The organism is Streptomyces vietnamensis, assembly GCF_000830005.1.
Lineage (GTDB): Bacteria > Actinomycetota > Actinomycetes > Streptomycetales > Streptomycetaceae > Streptomyces > Streptomyces vietnamensis.
Genome location: NZ_CP010407.1, coordinates 4,732,294 through 4,749,649 on the forward strand (window position 1 = coordinate 4,732,294; position 17,356 = coordinate 4,749,649).

General features: G+C 73.3%; 16 protein-coding genes. 9 read left to right on the top strand and 7 right to left on the bottom strand.

Annotated features, from left to right (window positions below; all coding sequences use genetic code 11):
• Positions 1-25: 25 nt before the first annotated feature.
• A complete protein-coding gene (locus SVTN_RS21260; protein ID WP_052499232.1) occupies positions 26-1,315 on the top strand; it encodes an amino acid permease in 1,290 nt (429 codons plus the stop codon).
• Here SVTN_RS21260 and SVTN_RS21265 read toward each other — a convergent pair.
• Genes SVTN_RS21265 through SVTN_RS21275 form a run of 3 tightly spaced genes read right to left on the bottom strand, consistent with a single transcriptional unit; the run spans position 1,269 to position 4,057 of the window.
• On the bottom strand, positions 1,269-1,949 hold the full coding sequence (locus tag SVTN_RS21265; RefSeq protein WP_041130530.1) for a TetR/AcrR family transcriptional regulator: 681 nt from the start codon (positions 1,947-1,949) through the stop codon (positions 1,269-1,271). The two genes, SVTN_RS21260 and SVTN_RS21265, sit on opposite strands and share 47 nt — an antisense overlap.
• Before the next feature lie 30 nt (positions 1,950-1,979).
• Complete coding sequence (locus tag SVTN_RS21270) at positions 1,980-3,182, bottom strand: MFS transporter (protein WP_078908435.1); 1,203 nt, start codon at positions 3,180-3,182, stop codon at positions 1,980-1,982.
• Positions 3,179-4,057, bottom strand: a complete 879-nt coding sequence (locus SVTN_RS21275; protein ID WP_041130532.1) for a pirin family protein — start codon at positions 4,055-4,057, stop codon at positions 3,179-3,181. The genes SVTN_RS21270 and SVTN_RS21275 overlap by 4 nt, the downstream gene beginning before the upstream one ends.
• A 134-nt stretch (positions 4,058-4,191) precedes the next feature.
• Here SVTN_RS21275 and SVTN_RS21280 point away from each other — a divergent pair, with 134 nt between their 5' ends.
• Together SVTN_RS21280 and SVTN_RS21285 are read left to right on the top strand one after the other, a co-directional pair.
• Positions 4,192-4,770, top strand: a complete 579-nt coding sequence (locus SVTN_RS21280) for an NADPH-dependent FMN reductase (protein ID WP_041130533.1) — start codon at positions 4,192-4,194, stop codon at positions 4,768-4,770.
• Entirely contained in the window at positions 4,767-5,585 is an 819-nt protein-coding gene (locus tag SVTN_RS21285; RefSeq protein ID WP_041130534.1) for an MBL fold metallo-hydrolase, read from the top strand. Before SVTN_RS21280 ends, SVTN_RS21285 begins: the two co-directional genes overlap by 4 nt.
• Positions 5,586-5,609: 24 nt before the next feature.
• Here the strand turns inward: SVTN_RS21285 and SVTN_RS42210 are convergent, their stop codons facing one another.
• The gene (locus tag SVTN_RS42210) at positions 5,610-5,915 is read right to left on the bottom strand and encodes a hypothetical protein (protein ID WP_078908777.1); all 306 of its coding nucleotides are present in this window, start codon (positions 5,913-5,915) and stop codon (positions 5,610-5,612) included.
• Between the two features lie 61 nt (positions 5,916-5,976).
• Positions 5,977-6,360 (bottom strand): DoxX family protein, encoded by a 384-nt coding sequence (locus SVTN_RS21295; RefSeq protein ID WP_041130536.1) that lies wholly within the window; start codon positions 6,358-6,360, stop codon positions 5,977-5,979.
• A 194-nt stretch (positions 6,361-6,554) separates the two neighbouring features.
• Here SVTN_RS21295 and SVTN_RS21300 point away from each other — a divergent pair, with 194 nt between their 5' ends.
• Entirely contained in the window at positions 6,555-7,895 is a 1,341-nt protein-coding gene (locus SVTN_RS21300) for a TerD family protein (RefSeq protein WP_052499233.1), read from the top strand.
• Between the two features lie 271 nt (positions 7,896-8,166).
• Positions 8,167-9,693 carry a chitinase gene (locus tag SVTN_RS21305; RefSeq protein WP_041130537.1) on the top strand — a complete coding sequence of 509 codons (1,527 nt, stop codon included), beginning with the start codon at positions 8,167-8,169 and terminating at the stop codon, positions 9,691-9,693.
• A gap of 43 nt (positions 9,694-9,736) precedes the next feature.
• On the opposite strand, the gene SVTN_RS21310 is transcribed toward SVTN_RS21305, so the two are convergent.
• Positions 9,737-10,681: a WXG100-like domain-containing protein gene (locus SVTN_RS21310; RefSeq protein WP_159026488.1), complete on the bottom strand. Its 945-nt coding sequence runs from the start codon at positions 10,679-10,681 to the stop codon at positions 9,737-9,739.
• A 71-nt stretch (positions 10,682-10,752) separates the two neighbouring features.
• Entirely contained in the window at positions 10,753-11,478 is a 726-nt protein-coding gene (locus SVTN_RS21315; RefSeq protein WP_041130539.1) for a PIG-L deacetylase family protein, read from the bottom strand.
• 141 nt (positions 11,479-11,619) lie between these two features.
• On the opposite strand from SVTN_RS21315, the gene asnB reads away from it, so the two are divergent.
• The 4 genes from asnB to SVTN_RS21335 all read left to right on the top strand — a co-directional run bounded on the left by asnB (position 11,620) and on the right by SVTN_RS21335 (position 17,284).
• Positions 11,620-13,419: an asparagine synthase (glutamine-hydrolyzing) gene (asnB, locus tag SVTN_RS21320; RefSeq protein WP_041130540.1), complete on the top strand. Its 1,800-nt coding sequence runs from the start codon at positions 11,620-11,622 to the stop codon at positions 13,417-13,419.
• A 607-nt stretch (positions 13,420-14,026) separates the two neighbouring features.
• The gene (locus SVTN_RS44345) at positions 14,027-14,833 is read left to right on the top strand and encodes a PrpF domain-containing protein (protein WP_159026489.1); all 807 of its coding nucleotides are present in this window, start codon (positions 14,027-14,029) and stop codon (positions 14,831-14,833) included.
• Between the two features lie 101 nt (positions 14,834-14,934).
• Positions 14,935-15,681, top strand: coding sequence for an SDR family oxidoreductase (locus SVTN_RS21330; protein ID WP_041130541.1), 747 nt, complete (start codon positions 14,935-14,937; stop codon positions 15,679-15,681).
• A gap of 37 nt (positions 15,682-15,718) precedes the next feature.
• Positions 15,719-17,284 carry a class I tRNA ligase family protein gene (locus tag SVTN_RS21335; RefSeq protein WP_041130542.1) on the top strand — a complete coding sequence of 522 codons (1,566 nt, stop codon included), beginning with the start codon at positions 15,719-15,721 and terminating at the stop codon, positions 17,282-17,284.
• Positions 17,285-17,356 lie beyond the last annotated feature (72 nt).

The following is a 17,356-nucleotide window of genomic DNA, read 5'->3' on the forward strand; positions in this document are numbered from 1 at the left end:
AGGGCTGCGGCAGCGGCATCTGGCCATGATCGCGTTGGGTGGGGCCATCGGGGCCGGGCTGTTCGTCGGGTCCGGGGTCGGGATCGCGGCCGCCGGGCCCGGGATCCTCGTCTCGTACGCCCTCGCCGGGGTCCTGACCGTGCTCGTCATGCGGATGCTCGGGGAGATGTCCGCCGCCCACCCCGACACCGGTTCCTTCGCCGAGCACGCACGGCGGGCGTTCGGGCCGTGGGCCGGGCTGCTCGCCGGCTGGATGTACTGGGCGCTGCTCGTCGTGAGCGTCGCCGCCGAGGCCGTCGCGGCGGCGCACATCGTCGGCGGCTGGCTGCCCGCCGTGCCCGGCTGGGCCTGGGTGGCCGTCTTCATGACCGTGTTCACGGCGAGCAACCTCGCCGGCGTACGGAACTTCGGCGAGCTGGAGTTCTGGTTCGCCGGCCTGAAGATCGCCGCGATCGGCGGGTTCCTGCTGCTCGGGGCGGCCGTTCTGCTCGGGACGATGCCCGGCTCGCCCTCGCCCGGCGCCGGGCACCTCCTCCGCGACGGCGGCTTCCTGCCGCACGGCTGGTACGGCGTCGCCGTCGGCCTCGTCGCCGCCGTCTTCGCCTTCGGCGGTCTGGAGACCGTGACCATCGCGGCCGCCGAGTGCGAGGACCCGGTCCGCGCCGTGCGGGCGGGCGTCCGGGCCGTGATGTGGCGGGTCGCCGTCTGCTACCTCGGCTCGATGGCCGTCATCGTGACCCTCGTACCGTGGGACGCCCCGGGCGTCGCCGACGGGCCGTACGCCGCCGTGATGGACCGGATCGGCGTGCCCGGCGCCGGCGACCTCATGAAGGCCGTCGTCCTCGTGGCGCTCCTGTCCGCCATGAACGCCAACATCTACGGTTCCTCCCGCATGCTGTACGCCCTCGTCGGGCGCGGCGACGCGCCCCGCGTCCTCGGCCGGCTCGGGCGGCGGTCGGGCGTCCCGTACGCCGCCGTCCTCGCCTCCGCCGCGTTCGGGTTCGTCTCCGTCGTGCTCAGTCTTCTCTGGCCGCGTACGGTCTTCCCGTTCCTGCTCGACTCGATCGGCGCCGCGATCCTGCTCGTCTGGGCGCTGATCGCCGCCTCCCACCTGCGGCTGCACGGCCCTTCCGTACGGGCCGCCGTCGCCCTCGTGGGGATCGGCGGGGTGCTGGTGTTCATGCTGGGCGACGCCGCGTCCCGCACCCAGCTCCTGACGACGGGGTCGTGGGCCCTCGCCCTCCTCGTCCTCGCCCGGGTCCGGAGCCTCAGGAGCGTGCGTACCGGGCCAGGAACAGGTCCACTCCCGAGCTGATCACCCGCGTCAGCTCCGCGTCGTCGATCTCGGCGTCAGGGGAGAAGGTACGGACGAGCTGCGGCACGCCCACCGTCGCCGCCACCAGCTGCTGCACGGCGAGCGCCGGGTCGGGCGCGTCGAGGACGCCGCGCGCGTTCAGCTCGGTGAAGGCCTCGATCAGCGGGCCGTTGTTCATGTCGTAGCTGACCCGGTACCAGAGCTGGCCGAGCTGCGGGAAGCGGTCGATCTCGCCGATGACCAGGCGCCGCAGCGACATGATGTCCGGGCGCAGCAGGATCCGCGCCCAGTCGGTGGTGAGCCGGACGAGCGCGGCCCGCAGGTCGGGGGCGTCGGCGATCGTCGAGTTGGAGGGCTCCAGATCGGCGTACGTCTTCGGCAGGACGCCGCCGATGACGGCGAGGAACAGGCGCTCCTTGCTGCCGAAGTGCTTGTAGATCGTCGCCTTCGAGACGCCGGAACCACGGGTGATCGCGTCCATCGACGCCGCCGAGTACCCCTCCGCGAGGAACTCCGCGAGCGCCGCGTCGATGATCGCCTGGCGCTTGCGCGAGGCGGCGTCCGCCGGGTCCGGGATGATCGGGATGCCGTACTCGTCGATCGCGTCGGCGGCCTGCTGTGCGTCGGCTCCCATGGGTGGTCCTTAGCTGTGGTGGCGGGTCCGTCAGTATATGAACTGAACGGTTTGGTCTGCAAAGGCCGCGAGTGCCGGTCCGACCGCCACACCGATCAGGAACGCCAGGTTGAACAGGCCGATCGCGAGCCCGTGGCGGGCCGCCGGCAGGCTCCCGGTCGCGGCGCCCGTGAGCAGCCCCTGGCCGCCGGCCGTGACGAGCGCGCTGGTCCCCGAGCCGAGCAGGACGGCTGCCGGCCAGGGGGCCGTCACGGCGAGTGCGAGCGCCGCCGTCGAACCGAGCGCGAGGACGGCCTTGAGTCGGGCGGGGCCCAGCCTCGGCGCCGCCCGGACCAGCTGCCAGGACAGCAGCGCCCCCGCGAGCGCGGCGACGGACGCGACCGCCCCCGTCTCCACCGCGCCCCAGCCGGTGAGCGCGGCGACGCGGCGCGGAGCCGCGTACAGGAGGGCGAAGTTGACGGTCGAGAGTGCCAGCATCAGCGCGGATGCCGCGAGGAAGCGGCGGTTGCGGAGGATGTCCAGGGGGAGGCCGCCGGGGGTACGAGGGGTCGACCGGTCCTGTGACGGGTGCCCTCCCGCGAGGCGGAGCGCCGGGCGCAGCGAGAGCAGGCTCAGGAGCGGGAGGACCAGGGCCCCGCGCCAGCCGAACGCCCCCGCCACCGCCGCCCCCGCGAACAGGCCCACGGTGCCGCCGGCCGCGCTGCCGATCGCGACCAGGCCGGGGGTCCGGCCCGAGCGGTCCCGGCCCGCCAGCTGGAAGGCGGCGACGTTCAGGCCGGCCGCGCCTGCCGCTTCCAGGGCCCGGCCGGCTGTCGCCAGGGGGAGGTTCGGGGCCAGGAGGATGAGGAGCGCGCCGGCGGTCACGAGGGCGGCCGCGGCTTTGATGACCCCGGCGGGGCCGTGGCGCCGTCCGGCGGTGGCGGAGAGGAGGGGGGTGCCCAGCGCCATGCCCAGGCCGAAGGCCGTCATGAGCCAGGCGGCCTCCGTCGGGGCGACGGCCAGGGCGTGGGCCGCGTCCGGGAGGGCGAGGCTTGGGCCTGAGACGCCCATTGCGGCGGGGGCGGCGAGAGCCGCGAGCAGGAGGCCGCGCCGGGGCGGTGGGGCCTGGGACGTGTTGGCGTCTGCGGCCCGGTGGTCCGTTTGTGCCCACCCTCCCCCAAGCTCTCGGCTTCGCTCGAGCAGGGGGGACCCCCCTCGCCCCGCGGAACGCCTGCCCACAAACGGGCTGCTCATACCGGCATCCGGCCCATTCGGCCCTCCCTGAAGTCCCTTTCCGCTTCGCGGAGTTCCGCTGCCGTGTTCATCACGAACGGGCCGCTGCGGGCCACCGGTTCGCCGATCGGTTCGCCCGTCAGGACCAGGACCTCGGCCGCCGTCTCCGGGGCCTCCACCGTGAAGCCGTCCCCCTCCTGGGTCAGGACCGCGAGGTGGCCGTCCGGGAGGGGGGTGCCCGAGACCGTGGCCTCGCCCTGCATCACGTACACCATCGCGTTGTGCCCGGCGGGGACGGTGAACTCGGCGCGGGTTCCCGGCGCGAGTCGTCCGTGGGCGACGAGTACCGGCGTACGGGTCTCGAAGGGGCCGGTCACGCCGTGGCTGGTCCCGGCGAGGACGGTCAGTTCGGCGCCCTCCGGGGTGACGGCCACCGGCAGGTCGGCGGCCTCGGCGTTCTGGCTCTGCGGCGGGACGCCCTTGAGGTGGGCGGGGAGGTTCAGCCAGATCTGGAGCATGTGCTGCCGGCCGCCCGAGGCGAGGAACTCCGGCGTGGGCAGGGCCTCGTGGACGATGCCCGAACCGGCGGTGAGCCACTGGACGCCGCCCGCGCGGACGACGGCGCGGTGGCCGCGTGAGTCGGCGTTCGCGATGTCGCCGTCGAGGACGTACTGGATCGTCTCGAAGCCCCGGTGCGGGTGCGGGGGCGCGCCCTTCGCCTCGCCGGGCGCGAGCTCGATCGGCCCGACCTGATCGATCATCAGGAAGGGGTCGACGAAGGGGAGTTCCTCGGTGGGGAACGGGCGGCGTACCGGGAATCCGGCGCCCTCGTGGGTGTGGAAGGGGCGGGCCGTGCGGGCGACGGTCCGGCGGCCCGTGAGCTGAGGAGTGGTCATGTCTCGAATGAACTACACCATTCAGTTCACTGTCAAGACTGAACCGTTCCGTTGACAGAATGAACCGATCGGTTTAGCTTCGGTGGCGTCGAGTCCGGCACCCGCCGGCTCACCCGACGAACTGGGGGGTTCCCATGACCGCGTCCACGATCCTCGCCATCTCCGGCTCGCTCCGCGCCACCTCGCACAACACGCAACTGCTGCGCGCCGCCCAGAAGTTCAACCCCGGCGGCCAGGAGATCGAGATCTACGAGGACCTGCGCGAGATCCCGCCGTACGACCTGGACCTCGACACCCCCGAACTGCGGCCGGCCGTCGTCGACGAGCTGCGCCGCCGGGTCGCGGAGGCGGACGGACTGCTCATCGCCACCCCGGAGTTCAACTACTCCGTCCCCGGCGTCCTCAAGAACGCGCTCGACTGGCTCTCCACCGACTGGACGAAGACCGAGGGCCTCCCGCTGCACCGCAAGCCCGTCGCGATCCTCGGCGCCGCGCCCACCAACTTCGGCACCGTCCGGGCGCAGCTCGCCCTCCGTCAGGTCTTCGTCTGGACCGACAGTGACGTCGTCGTGAAGCCCGAGGTCCACGTCTTCCGCTCGCACGAGCGCTTCGACGCCGACGGGAACCTCACGGACGAGGTCACCATCGAGCTCCTCCAGGGCCTCCTGGCCGCCCTCCAGGCCAAGATCGACGCGTCGAAGGCCGTCGCGTGAGTCCCCGTCCGGCGGCCGTCACCGCCACCCACCTCGGTACCGCGACCGTCCTCCTCCGCATCGGCGACCTGACCCTCCTCACCGACCCCGCCCTCGACCCGGCCCCCGCCGACTACCCCGGCGCCCGCCCGCTCCACCGCAATGCCGGGCCCGCGCTGACCGCCGCCGAACTCCCGCCCGTCGACCTGGTGCTGCTCTCGCACGACCAGCACTTCGACAACCTCGACCTGGCCGGTCGCGAGGTCCTGGGCCGGGCGGCTCGGGTCCTCACCACGCCGGAAGCCGCCGAACGGCTCGGCGGGCGGGCGGAGGGGCTCGTGCCCTGGGAGAGCCGGAAGGTCACCGCCGGGGCCACGACCGTCACGGTCACGGCCACCCCCGCCCGGCACGGCCCGGAGGGCACCGAACACGTCACGGGACCCGTCACGGGCTTCGTCGTCGAGTACGAGGGCGTCGGGTACGAGGGTGTTGAGCACGAGGGCGTCGGGTACGAGGGCGGCACGCTGTACGTCTCCGGCGACACCGTCCGCCACGTCGCCCTGACGGAGATCGGCGACCGCTTCCGCATCGACACGGCCTTCCTCCACCTCGGCGACGCGCACTTCCCGTCGACCGGCGACCGCGCGTTCTCGATGAGCGCGGCGGAGGGCGCGGCCCTCGCCCGTACCCTCGGCGCCCGTACGGTGATCCCGCTCCACTACGACTCCTGGGACCACCTCGCGGAGGACCCGGCCCGCATCACGGAGGCCTTCGCGGCCCCAGACCTGGCGGGACGGCTGCGGTGGCTGCGGCCGGGTGTCGCCGAGGAGCTCTGAGGCCCTCCGGGGCCCTCTGGCCGGTCAGCGGCCCCGCCGTACCCCCGCCGTCACCGCGACCGCTCCCGCGACCGCGAGGACCGCGCCCGCCGCCATGACGCCCCGCCCGGAGCGGTACGAGAGCACCGACCAGCACGACCGCGCCGACAGCAGGGACCCGACGCTCGCCCAGGATCCGACGGACAGCGCCGAGGCGGCGGAGCCGACCGAGCCGACGGAGAGGAACGACCCGACCGAACCGATCGAGAGGGTCGAACCGACGGAACCGATGGACAGGAACGAGTCCCTGGACCAGAGCGAGAGGCGCGAGGAGGAGCCCGAAGAGGTCATGACCCGATCGTAGGCGCTCACGCCGCGAAGGCCTCGGGGCTCACGCCGCAAGGTCTCGGGCTCACGCCGCGAAGGCCTCGGGACCGAACCGCCCCCACACCAGGAACAGGCACAGGACCAGGTAGACCACGTCCCCCGCGATCGTCGCCCGCTCCCCCCGCCGCAGCCGCACCGTCAGCGCCCCCACGAACAGCAGCACCAGGCCCGTCGCCGTCACCGGCACCAGGACCGGTGCGATGCCGAGTACGGCGGGCAGGGTGAGCCCCGCCGCCGCGAGCAGCTCCACGGCGCCGATCGCCTTCAGCGCACCCGGGCTGAACTCCAGCACCCACTGGGCCGACGCGCCCAGGGCCGCCATCCTCTCCCTCGGCAGGAACATCTTGGCGCTGCCGAGGAAGCAGACGAAGGCCATCAGTCCGGCGACGATCCACAGGGCGATGTTCATGGTGAAGCTCCTTGGTCGAGTCGAGGGGTGCCCGCGTCCCCGAGACGAGACGCCGCCTCCGCCCGTGACATCCCGCGCCTGCGACGTGGATCACACCGGGGGGCGTGCCGCAGGGGCCGTACGGGAAGACGAGCTGGTGCGAACTGGGCGGCGAGCGCTGGTAGTCCGGGAACCGGGGCTGTCAGGATGCGCGCATGACGCAGATCATCAAGGGGGGAAACCTTCCGCTCAGCGGCGAGCCGATGCGGGTCGCCGTCGTCCGCCGGTCCGGTGGGCCGGAGGCGCCGAAGGTCGACGCGGCGGCGCTGCTGGTCGACGCGGACGGCAGGGTCAGGGACCGGGGCGACCTGGTCTTCTACAACCAGCCCGAGCACGCCGGGAGCGGCATACGGCTCCTGGGGGAGGTCCAGGGCGAGGGCGGGGTCGTCGCGGACTGGCTGGAGATGGACCCGGGCCGGGTCGAGCCGTCCGTGGAGCGGGTCGTGGTCGCGGCGTCCTGCGACGGCGGGACGTTCGGAGAGGTCGAGGACCTGTACGTACGGGCGGTGAGCGCGACCACCGGCGAGCAGCTGGCGCTGTACGCGGTGGAGGACGCGACGACGGAGACCGCGATCCTGCTCGGCGAGTTCTACCGCAGGAACGGGGGGTGGAAGTTCCGGGCGGTCGGGCAGGGGTACGACTCGGGGCTGCCGGCCCTCGCGACGGACTTCGGTTTCTCGCCGTCGGAGGAGGAAGGGGAGGAGGACGAGCCGGGGGCGGCGGGCGACGGCCTTTCGCCGGCCGCCGGAACGGTGCAGGACGCCCCCGCGCCCTACATCCCCGCTCCCGTCCCCGCGCCCTACGCCCCCGCCCCCGTCGCCGTGGAGAAGGCGGACGCCCCCGTCCCGTACTCCGGCGCACCGCAACCCGCTGCCCCGGGACGGCTCAATGACCTCCCCCGCGAAATGGGCCCGGAGTTCGCGTACTTCGAGTACCAGGGGGAGGGCAAGGAGGACGTCGAGACCGGTCTCACCCTCCCGCGGGGCTTCCTGGCGGTCGACGTGATGAAGAAGGGCACCGGCTACCTGGACATCGTCACGCTGACCGTCCGCAAGCGCAGGTGGCGGCAGGTCATGCGGAGCCGCATGGACGATCTGCGCGGGGTGGGCATCCTGCACCACGACGGTCAGTCGCCGTTGCGGCTGAGGGTGGACACGCGCGGCCGGTGGATGATCCGGCTCCGCCCGGTGTCGACGCTGCGTTCGTTCGACGGGCCGGTGGAGGGGTACGGGCCGGACGTCCTGGCGTACACCGGCGACGAGACCGGCGTCAGGTTCCGGTTCGAGGGCGACGAGGACAAGAAGGGGTACTTCGGGGTCGCGGCCCACCGGAAGGGCGGCCACTGGGAGTACCGGTTCAGCCGGCGCGACCGGGGCCGGGGGAAGGGCGACCTCCCCCGGGGCCCGCGCCTCCTCGTCGTCGAGGCGGACGGGGCCTGGTCCATGGAGCCCCGCCCGGGGGGAAGCGGGGGCTTCTGGTCCCGGTCGGGACGCTAGGGCCTGTCGGGCGGTTCAGGGCCTGGGGGAGGGCGGAAAGGAGCCTGCGCGTGGCTCGTTGGACCAATCCGGTCCGCCGCGCGCATCGCTCCAGCGTCCGCCCGCACTCGCTGGACGCACCACGCAACGAACCACGTAATTGGTCTAGTCCAAGTTTGGTCCAGGCCATTGACGTGCCCATGGTGGCGGGGGTTATTTCGTATCCCAACAGTCGTGCGCGACAAGGACGTTGACGCACCTCCGTACCCCCCACCACAGACATGGGATCGCCATGAGACGACGCGTACGTTCGCTCCGCTCGGCCCTCACCGCCGCCGCCACCGCCGTGGCCGCCCTCGGCCTCGCCACCGTCGCCGCCGCCCCCGCGGCCCAGGCGGCGACCCCGCTCCCCGCCCGGGTCTTCGCCCCCTACTTCGAGTCCTGGACCGGGGAGAGCCCGGCCGCCCTCAGCGCCCAGTCGGGCGCCAAGCACCTGACGATGGCGTTCCTCCAGACCGCGACCAAGGGCTCCTGCACCGCGTACTGGAACGGCGACACCGGCCTGCCGATCGCCCAGTCCTCCTTCGGCGCCGACATCGCCACCATGCGGTCCCGCGGCGGCGACGTCATCCCCTCCTTCGGCGGCTACACGGCCGACACCACCGGCACCGAGATCGCCGACAGCTGCACCGACGTCAACCAGATCGCGGCCGTGTACGAGAAGGTCATCACGACCTACGACGTCACCCGGCTCGACATGGACATCGAGGTCGACTCCCTCGACAACACCGCCGGCATCGACCGCCGCAACAAGGCCATCAAGCTCGTCCAGGACTGGGCCGCCGCCAACGGCCGCCCGCTCCAGATCTCGTACACCCTGCCGACGACCACCCACGGCCTCGCCGCCAGCGGTCTCGCGGTGCTCAAGAACGCCGTGACCAACGGCGCGAAGGTCGACGTCGTCAACCTCATGACCTTCGACTACTACGACAACGCCGCCCACGACATGGCCGCGGACACCAAGACGGCCGCCCAGGGCCTCTACGACCAGCTCGCCAAGCTCTACCCGACGAAGACGGCCGCGCAGCTGTGGGGCATGGTCGGCATCATCGAGATGATCGGCGTCGACGACTTCGGCCCGGCCGAGACCTTCACCCTCGCCAACGCCCGCACGGTCTACGACTGGGCGGTCGCCAAGGGCATCAACACCCTGTCCTTCTGGGCGCTCCAGCGCGACAACGGCAGCTGTGCCGGTGGCGCGGCGGCCGACGGCTGCTCCGGCATCCAGCAGAACACCTGGGACTTCTCCCACGTCTTCGCCCCCTTCACCAGCGGGACGACCACCCCGACCGACGACTTCTCGGTGACCGCCACCCCGGCCGCCGCCACCGTCACCGCCGGCGCGTCCACCACGACGACGGTGAAGACGGCCGTCACCGCGGGTGCGGCGCAGACGGTGAACCTCACGGTCGGCGGCCTGCCCGCCGGCGTCACCGCCACCCTCAGCCCCGCCTCGGTGACGGCCGGGGGCTCCTCGACCCTCACCGTGAACACCACGGCGGCCACGGTCTCCGGCACGTACCAGATCGTCGTCAACGCGGCGAGCCCCTCGGCCGGACACGCGGCGGTCTTCTCCCTGACCGTCACCGGCGGCGCCACCCAGTGCACGGCCACCCCGTGGGTCTCCTCCGCCGTCTACACCGGCGGCCAGCAGGTCTCCCACAAGGGCCACACCTGGAAGGCCAAGTGGTGGACGACCGGCGAGGAGCCGGGCACGACGGGCGAGTGGGGGGTGTGGCAGGACCTGGGCGCCTGCTGAGCCCGCCTCCGACCGGACCGGGGCCCGCCGGACCCGGCGGGCCCTACCTCCGCCAGCCGAAGCGCTTCTGGAGTTCGTCGTCCTGCCGCTTCTGCTCCTCGGCGGCCGCCTTGATCGCCCCGGAGAGGGGGCCGGTCAGGTGGTCGGCGAGGGCGCGGGAGGCGAGGACGAGGTCGTCGAGGAGCGGACGGAGACCGGCGGCCAGGGTGGCGCCGAGGGTGCCGCTCGCGCCGAGCTCGGTCAGGTGGAGGCCGGCCTGGGCGAGGGGCAGCGAGCTGGTGTCGCGGATGTGGTCGGCGATCTCGCCGAGCCGCTTCCGCGCCCGCGTGTGCTCGTCCTCGTCGTGGCGCAGGTCGCCGTCCCACCAGGAGCCGCCGGCGGAGGCCAGGTGCATGCTGTCGGCGGCCCGCTTGCCCGTCCCGGAGCCGGAGCCCGAGCCCGCGGGCAGTCCCGCGATGGACCTGAGCGATCTGACGTAGCCGTCGACCCGCACGCCCTTGACGCGCTCGTCGCCGCGGGTGGTCGCGGAGTCCACCTCGGCCTGGATCCGGGGCCTGACCTTGTCCGCCTCCGCGGCCATCGCCTGCTTGCCGGCGTCGCTGATCGACGGCATCTCTGCCTCGCCGATGGGGGAGATCGTCCACCGGAGGCTGTGGACGAGGTTGAGGACGGCGTCCTTGGAGGACCGGACGATGTCGCCGCAGGAGTCCATGCCGTCGGCGATCACTCCGGCCGCCGTGGACACCTGGGCGAACCGGCCCGACAGGTCCGCCCAGTGCTCTTCGAGCGCCTTGGTCGCCTCGCCCTGGCCGCTGGACACGAGCCGTTCGACCGCCTTGGCCGCGTCCGCCCGGTCGTCGGCGAACTTCGAGCCGAAGGGGCGCATGCGGTCGGCGGCCGCGTGGGCGTCGTCCTCGTTCGCCTCCACCCAGGGCAGTGCGTACTGCTCCATCAGGCCTTTGTCCGCGTCCGACCTCTCCAGTGCCATGTCGTGAACTCCCCCCAGAATCACGTGCGTTGGAAGGGCACGGTCTCACGCGCTCCGAAAGGCGACAAGGGTCAGTCGATGTGGACGATCTGGAAGGCCTCCGCCATCCGGCCCGGGGGCAGGCCGCCGGCCGTCGCGTGTTCGCCGAGCCAGGTGCGCAGGAGGCCCGCCAGGTCGTCGAAGTGGGCCGTCTGGGAGGTGTGGATGCGCAGGGCCTCCACCTTGCGGTCGAAGACGGAGGTGACGTCGACGTACTGGTTCGGGGTCGGCCCGGTCATCAGCCACAGCTCGTGGACGATCCACGGCTCCAGGCCCTCCTCCTTGAGGAGTTCCGCGTGGGCGAAGGGGTTGCGGGCCTCGGGGTAGACGGCGCGCAGGCAGGCGTCCCCGACCGCCCGGTGGTCGGGGTGGAGGTCGGCGACCCGCGCCCAGTTGATCTCGGGGGAGGGGATGATCGCCCGCTGCGGCCGTACTTCGCGGATGACCCGGCACAGATCGCGGCGCAGCTCCACGGACGGCTCCACGAAGCTGTCGGGGTAGCCGAGGAAGCGCACGTCGGCGACGCCGCTGAGCTTGGCCGAGTGGACCTGTTCGGCGCGGCGCAGGTCCGCCATGGCCTGGCGGGGGAGCGCTTCGTCGTAACCGCCCGCGCCGCCGTCCGTGACGATGCAGTACGTGACGCGGGTGCCGCGCTCGATCCACTGCATGACGGTGCCGCTGACGCAGAACTCGATGTCGTCCGGGTGCGCGGCCACGACCAGCAGGGACTCGGGTGCCGTCCGGTTGAAGTCCTCCATGGGGCCAGCCTGTTGGGGCGGCGGGGGCGTCGCAAGGCCAAGTCGTGGCGTGAACAGGACATGGCACTTACGCGCCATTCAAAAACTTGGTAGATTCAAATCATTGGGTAATTCGGGTGACGTGCTTGGAGGGTGACCGGTATGTGCAGGATCCTCGGCTCCTTCGCCGCCGGGGCGGACCGCCCCGAGCCGGCCCAGCTCGCGGCGGTCTCCGCCCGCCAGCGCCACGGCGGCCCCGACGAGCACCAGGTGCTCAGCGGCCCCGGCTGGTCGCTCGGCTGCGACCGGCTCGCCGTGACCGACCCCTGCGGCGGACAGCAGCCCTACCGGCTGCCCCACCTGCCCGGCATCCTCGCCGTGCTCAACGGCGAGATCTACAACCACGCCGAGCTCCGCCGCACCCTCGCCGCCCGCGGCCACCGCTTCCCCGACCGCTGCGACGGCACCGTGCTCCCCGCGCTCTACGCCGAGTACGGGCCCGCCTTCGCCGAACACCTCGACGGCATGTTCGCCGTCGCCCTCCTCGACCTGCGGCCCGGGTCCACGCAACTCGTCCTCGCCGTCGACGACATGGGCATGAAGCCGCTCCACCTCCACCACGACCCGTACGACGGCTCCACCCGCTTCGCCTCCGAGATCCCCGCCCTCCTCGCCTTCGAAGGCGTACGGATCTCCCCGCGCGAGGACGCCCTCGACACCCTCCTCGCCACCCGCACCTCCTTCTCCACCCACACCGCGCTCGACGGCGTCGACGTCCTGCCGCCCGGCGCCACGGCCGTCGTACGGCCGGGCGCCGCCCCGGTCGTCCGCCGCCGCGGCCCGTACCGCGCGAGCCCCCTCGGCGACACCCAGGACGTCCTGCGCCGCGAAGTCCGCCGGCTCGCCCGGGCCGAAGTGCCCGTCTGCGCCGTCACCAGCGGCGGCCTCGACTCCGGGCTCGTCACCGCCCTCGCCGCCGAGCACGCCCGCGAGACCGACGCGCCGCCGCTGCACACGTTCCACCTCACCTACCGGGGCCGGTGGCCCGACTCCGAGGCCGCCTACGCCCGTGCCGTCGCCCGGCGCGCCCGGACCGTCCACCACGAGGTCGCCGTCGACCCCGACGAACTCGGCTCCCTCCTCACCCGGACCGTCCGCCACCTCGGCCAGCCCAACGCCGACCCCATCACCCTCTCCACGTACGCCCTCTTCCGCGCCGTCCGCGAGAACGGCTTCACCGTCGCCCTCGCCGGCGACGGGGCCGACGAACTCTTCGGGGGCTACGACCGGATGCGGGCGGCGCTGACGGCCGGACCCGAATGGGCGGGCGCGTACGCGGACGCGCTCTCGGCGGCGCCGCGGCTGCTCCGCGAGCACCTGTACACCGCCAACTACCGGGCGTACATCGCGGACACGGGCTCCGCCGCCGACCGCATCGAGCAGGAGCTGCGCTCGGCGGAGGCGGCCGGCGCGGACCGGCTGACGGCGATGACGGCCTTCGAGACGCGATGGCGGCTGCCGGCGTACCACCTGCGGCGCCTGGACCACCTGTCCATGGCGTGGGCGGTGGAGGCGCGCCTGCCGTTCTGCCAGCCGTCGGTGGTCACGCACGCGCGGTCCCTGCCGGCGGCGGCGCGGACGGGGAAGCGGGCGCTGTACGAGGCGGGGGCGGAGCTCCTGCCCCCGTCGGTCCTGAACCGCCCCAAGCAGCCCTTCACCCTTCCGGTCGCGGCGATGCTGGCGCCGGGGGGCCCGCTCCTCGACCTGGTCCGGGAGTTGCTCTCCCCGGCGCGGCTGGTCCTCGGCGGGAAGATCCGCGCCGACCGGGCGGCGAAGCTGCTGGCCCGGCACCTGGAGCGGCCGTCGCAGCACGACGCCCTGGCTCTCTGGGCCCTCGCTGTCCACGAGCTGTGGACGGAGGTCGTCCAGGGAATGCGAATCCCGGCCGGCTGTGCGGCCTGACCTCCCGGGCCCTCGACGTCCCGAACCCGCCCCGTGTGGTGCTGCGCCGGGTGGTGCCGCCCCGGGCGGCGCCACGCCGGGCGGTGCCGCGCCGTGTGGTGCCGCGCCGTGTGGTGCCGCGCCGGGCGGTGCTGCGCCGGACCTTCGTCCCGCCCCGTGTGGTGCCGCCGCGTGCTTCGGGCCTGCGCCGGGCCCCGGCCCGTGCGGGCCCGCGCCTGCTGGGGCGGTGCCCCGCTGCCGTGTGGGCAATCGTCCCGCTGGGGCGGGACGGGTGGGCACACGGGACGGCGCGGTTGGCGGCGCCTCCGCCCCCTGCGCCCTGACCCGCACCGACCGCGCGGCGCCCGACGTGGTGCGGGTCCAGGCGCAGGAGCCTCGGGCGCCGGCAGGGCGCGGGTCCGTTGTGCCCACCCGTTCCGCCCCAGCGGAACGATTGCCCACAACGGGGGCGGCGTCGTCCGGGCGGGTGGGCACCGCCCCGGCGGAACGATTGCCCACAACGGGGGCGGCGTCGTCCGGGCGGGTGGGCACCGCCCCGGCGGGGCGCAGGCCCACGGCGGGGGCCACCGTTGTGCGGGCCCTTGATGCTCCCGGGCCCACCCTTGTGGTGACCGTCGATCAGCTGCCCGCAGGGGCGCTCGCGCTCGGGAGCGAGTTGGCGCATCTGCGGCGGGCGCTCGCCGACACGACCTACCCCCGCCTCAACAAGATCGCCCTCTTCGACCCCCGCACCCTCCACTACCGCTTCGTCCAGGCCCTCCCCGACGGCTCCTTCGACTTTCGGGCCGGCTGTGGGCACTCCCTCCTCGCCTGTGTCGTCGCCGACGGGCGTCCCGGGCCCGTCACCGTCCGGGCCGTGACCACCGGTGACCGCGTCCTGTGCGAGCGCGAGCGCGAGCCGGACGGCGACTCGTACACGCTCAGCTTCCTGAAACCGCCCGGCGCCCCCGGCACCCTCCCCACCGGCCGCCCCGTCGACCTCCTCCTCGGCGTCCCCGTCTCCCTCGTCCGGTACGGGAATCCCTACGTCTTCGTCGACCGGCGGCACCTGCCCGAAGGCGACCTCCAAGGACAGCTGGCCGCCCTCCGGGCCCAGGCCGCCCGGCTCCTCGGGCATCCCCCCACCTCCGCCCTCCCCAAGATCGCCGCCATCTCCGTCCAGGACGGCGGGCTCTCCGTCCGTGCCCTCACCGTCGGCGGCTGGCACCCCCGGCTCGCGCTCACCGGTGCCGCCGCCCTCGCCGCGGCCGGGGCGATCAGCGGGACCGTCGTACCGCCGGTCCGAGGGCCCGTCCGTACCCCCGCCAGCACCGTCACCGTCTCCGCCGCGCACGACCGCGTCCGCGTCCACCACAAGCGCGCCGAGGTGCTCGAAACCCTCGAACTGCCGTGGCGTATCCACGCAACGGCGTGAATGCGCACCCGTCCGAACAGGCCTCCGCCCCGAATCCTCTGCCACGCTGAAATCGACCGGTCGTCGGTATCCGTCGGTATCCGTGGGGAGAGCAGACACACATGAAATTCGAGAATCTGCGTGTCGTCGTGACCGGCGCGTCCCGCTATTTCGGTCGCGCGCTCGCCGTCGGATTCGCGCATCTCGGCGCCGAGGTCTACGTGTCGGCGCGGACCGTCGAGGCCGCCGAGCGGACCCGTACCGAGGTGATGGGTTCGGCCCGTGACCGTATCCACGCCTTCGGCTGCGACCTGAGCAGGCCCGCCGAGATCCGGGAGTTCGCGGCCCGGGTCGGCGAACGGACCGGCCGAGTCGACCTGTTGGTCAACAACGGTGCCCGCTGGCTCGACGGCATGGACCTGGAGGCGGCCAGCGACGCCGAGATCGTGGAGACGATCGAGTCGACGGCCGGCGGCACGGTCCTCATGGTGAAGCACTTCCTGCCGCTGCTGCGCGGCTCGCTGCGGCCCGACATCGTCAACATGGTGGCCGTGCGGGACGCGGAGGGCGCGTCGGCCGCGACCGCCGGCGCGGCCCACGAGGCCTTCTGGGCGGCGAAGAGCGCGCAGGCCGGTTTCGCCGACATCCTGTCGCGCCGGCTGCGGCCCTCCGGGGTCCGCGTCTTCTCCCTCTTCCCGCCCGATTTCTCGACCTCGGACCCGCGCTTCGCGGAATGGGACGGATCGAATCCCGACGGAATAGCACCCGACGAGAAGCTCACCACTCAGGCCCTTTTCGAGTGCATCGTCTACGCCGTCGAGCAGCCCCGTGACTGCTTCATCCGGTCCTTCCACTTCGAGCCCCGCTGACAGCCCCGATGACCGTCGAAAACGTCAAGGAGGTCCCATGAGCACCCCCGTCTGGATCACCGCGACCCCTCCCGCCACCCACGGCGAACTCCACATCGGCCACCTCGCCGGGCCGTACGTCGCCGCCGACGTCCTCACCCGCTTCCTGCGCGCGGACGGCGAGGCGGTCCGGTTCACCACCGGCACCGCCGATCACGCCAGCTCCGTCGAGGTCCGGGCGCTGCGGCACCACCGCAAGCCCGAGGAGGTCGCGGAGGGGTACCGGGCGGCGATCACCGCCGACTGGCTGCGTTCGGGCGTGGAGTTCGACCACATCGTGCGCCCGCGCCGCGACAAGGGGTACGGCCGCTGGGTGCAGGACCTCTTCGCGAAGCTGTACGCGCAGGGCGTCATCGCCCCCCGGACGCGGCTGCTCCCGTACTGCGAGCCGTGCGACCGCTGGCTGCACGGGGCGCACGCGACCGGCACCTGCCCGCACTGCGGCGCGGCCAGCGACGGCGGGATGTGCCACGAGTGCGCCCGGCCGAACGACGGCGGCGACCTGATCTCGGCGCGCTGCGCGCTCTGCGACACCCCGGCGGTCGCCCGCCGCTGCCGCCGGCTGTACGTGCCCCTGGAGCCGTTCCGCGACACGCTCGCCGACTACTGGGCCACCGCCGGGCTCCCGCCCCGCCTCGCCGCGCTGTGCGAGTCGCTCGTCGAGGACGGGCTGCCGGACATCGCGGTCGGCCATCCCGGCGAGTGGGGTCTTGCCGTGCCGGTCGAGGGCTTCCCCGAACACCGCATCGACGGCTGCTTCGAGGCCGCCGCGATGCACCTGTTCGGCTACGACGTGAAGGGCCCGCTGCCCCGCCGCGCGATCCACTTCTGCGGCTTCGGGCACGCGTTCTGCCACGCCGTGCTGCTGCCGGTGCTGCTGCTCGCGCAGGACGTCAAACTGCCGCAGGACTTCAACGTCAACGAGTCGTACGTCATCGAGGAGGGCGTCCAGGAGGGCAACGTCTGGGCGCTCGACCTGCTCACCGAGTACGGCTCCGACACCCTGCGCCGCCACGTCCTCCAGGCCCGCCCGCTGGGCCGCCGCACGGTCTTCCAGCGGGAGCGGCTCGCGGCCGCCCGGCACGAGCTGGACGAGAACTGGAACAGCTGGCTGTCCCGGCTCTTCTCGGCCGTACGGGAGGAGTGCGGCGGCCTCGCCCCGCAGGCGCTGCCCGGCGGCACCGGCTGGGAGGTCCTGGAGCGGCGGCTCCACCGGGGCGTGGACGACCTGCGCGAGGCGTACGGCCCCGACGCCTTCGACCCGCGCCGGGCGGTCGCCGTCCTCGACGAGATGGTCCGCTCGGCCGCCGACTTCGGTCACGTCAACGCCCACGAGCGGTGCCGGCCCAGCACCTCCTGCCGCCACCTCCCGGCCCTCGCCGCCCAGTTGGCGGTGGCGTCGGCCCTCGCGGCCTGGTCGCGGCCGGTGATGCCGGAGGGCGCGGACCGGCTCGCGTCGGCGCTGCGGGTGGAGCCGGGACGCCCGGTCGACTGGCACGCCCTGACGGGCCCGCTGCCGGGGACCAGGCTGGCACCGCCGTCGGGGCCGGTCTTCGGGTTCTGACGCCTCGCCACGCCTCCGTACTACTAAGCAACTAAGTACTTCCGTAGGAATGTTCGTTCCCTGCCGCGTGAC

What these genes read in the sequence shown, in the direction of transcription:
- SVTN_RS21260 (WP_052499232.1), top strand. Translation starts at nt 26, where the DNA reads ATGATCGCGTTGGGTGGGGCCATCGGGGCCGGGCTGTTCGTCGGGTCC.
- SVTN_RS21265 (WP_041130530.1), bottom strand. Translation starts at nt 1,949, where the DNA reads ATGGGAGCCGACGCACAGCAGGCCGCCGACGCGATCGACGAGTACGGC.
- SVTN_RS21270 (WP_078908435.1), bottom strand. Translation starts at nt 3,182, where the DNA reads ATGAGCAGCCCGTTTGTGGGCAGGCGTTCCGCGGGGCGAGGGGGGTCC.
- SVTN_RS21275 (WP_041130532.1), bottom strand. Translation starts at nt 4,057, where the DNA reads ATGACCACTCCTCAGCTCACGGGCCGCCGGACCGTCGCCCGCACGGCC.
- SVTN_RS21280 (WP_041130533.1), top strand. Translation starts at nt 4,192, where the DNA reads ATGACCGCGTCCACGATCCTCGCCATCTCCGGCTCGCTCCGCGCCACC.
- SVTN_RS42210 (WP_078908777.1), bottom strand. Translation starts at nt 5,915, where the DNA reads ATGACCTCTTCGGGCTCCTCCTCGCGCCTCTCGCTCTGGTCCAGGGAC.
- SVTN_RS21295 (WP_041130536.1), bottom strand. Translation starts at nt 6,360, where the DNA reads ATGAACATCGCCCTGTGGATCGTCGCCGGACTGATGGCCTTCGTCTGC.
- SVTN_RS21300 (WP_052499233.1), top strand. Translation starts at nt 6,555, where the DNA reads ATGACGCAGATCATCAAGGGGGGAAACCTTCCGCTCAGCGGCGAGCCG.
- SVTN_RS21305 (WP_041130537.1), top strand. Translation starts at nt 8,167, where the DNA reads ATGAGACGACGCGTACGTTCGCTCCGCTCGGCCCTCACCGCCGCCGCC.
- SVTN_RS21310 (WP_159026488.1), bottom strand. Translation starts at nt 10,681, where the DNA reads ATGGCACTGGAGAGGTCGGACGCGGACAAAGGCCTGATGGAGCAGTAC.
- SVTN_RS21315 (WP_041130539.1), bottom strand. Translation starts at nt 11,478, where the DNA reads ATGGAGGACTTCAACCGGACGGCACCCGAGTCCCTGCTGGTCGTGGCC.
- asnB (WP_041130540.1), top strand. Translation starts at nt 11,620, where the DNA reads ATGTGCAGGATCCTCGGCTCCTTCGCCGCCGGGGCGGACCGCCCCGAG.
- SVTN_RS21330 (WP_041130541.1), top strand. Translation starts at nt 14,935, where the DNA reads ATGAAATTCGAGAATCTGCGTGTCGTCGTGACCGGCGCGTCCCGCTAT.
- SVTN_RS21335 (WP_041130542.1), top strand. Translation starts at nt 15,719, where the DNA reads ATGAGCACCCCCGTCTGGATCACCGCGACCCCTCCCGCCACCCACGGC.